The sequence below is a fragment of the Kurthia huakuii LAM0618 genome, assembly GCF_000505545.1.
Classification (GTDB): Bacteria; Bacillota; Bacilli; order Bacillales_A; family Planococcaceae; genus Kurthia; species Kurthia huakuii.
Map to the genome: position 1 here is coordinate 1 of NZ_AYTB01000032.1, position 621 is coordinate 621.

The 621-nt window shown below is 52.7% G+C and carries 1 rRNA gene; it reads left to right on the forward strand.

Features of this window, described 5'->3' with window-relative positions:
• Positions 1-621: ribosomal RNA gene (locus V514_RS0118240) — 16S ribosomal RNA — on the forward strand; the annotation flags it as partial.

The window sequence follows — 621 nt, forward strand, 5'->3', positions numbered from 1 at the left end:
GTGATCGGCCACATTGGGACTGAGACACGGCCCAAACTCCTACGGGAGGCAGCAGTAGGGAATCTTCCACAATGGACGAAAGTCTGATGGAGCAACGCCGCGTGAGTGATGAAGGTTTTCGGATCGTAAAACTCTGTTGTAAGGGAAGAACAAGTGCGTTAGGTAATGAACGCGCCTTGACGGTACCTTATTAGAAAGCCACGGCTAACTACGTGCCAGCAGCCGCGGTAATACGTAGGTGGCAAGCGTTGTCCGGATTTATTGGGCGTAAAGCGCGCGCAGGTGGTTTCTTAAGTCTGATGTGAAAGCCCACGGCTCAACCGTGGAGGGTCATTGGAAACTGGGGAACTTGAGTGCAGAAGAGGATAGTGGAATTCCAAGTGTAGCGGTGAAATGCGTAGAGATTTGGAGGAACACCAGTGGCGAAGGCGACTGTCTGGTCTGTAACTGACACTGAGGCGCGAAAGCGTGGGGAGCAAACAGGATTAGATACCCTGGTAGTCCACGCCGTAAACGATGAGTGCTAAGTGTTAGGGGGTTTCCGCCCCTTAGTGCTGCAGCTAACGCATTAAGCACTCCGCCTGGGGAGTACGACCGCAAGGTTGAAACTCAAAGGAATTG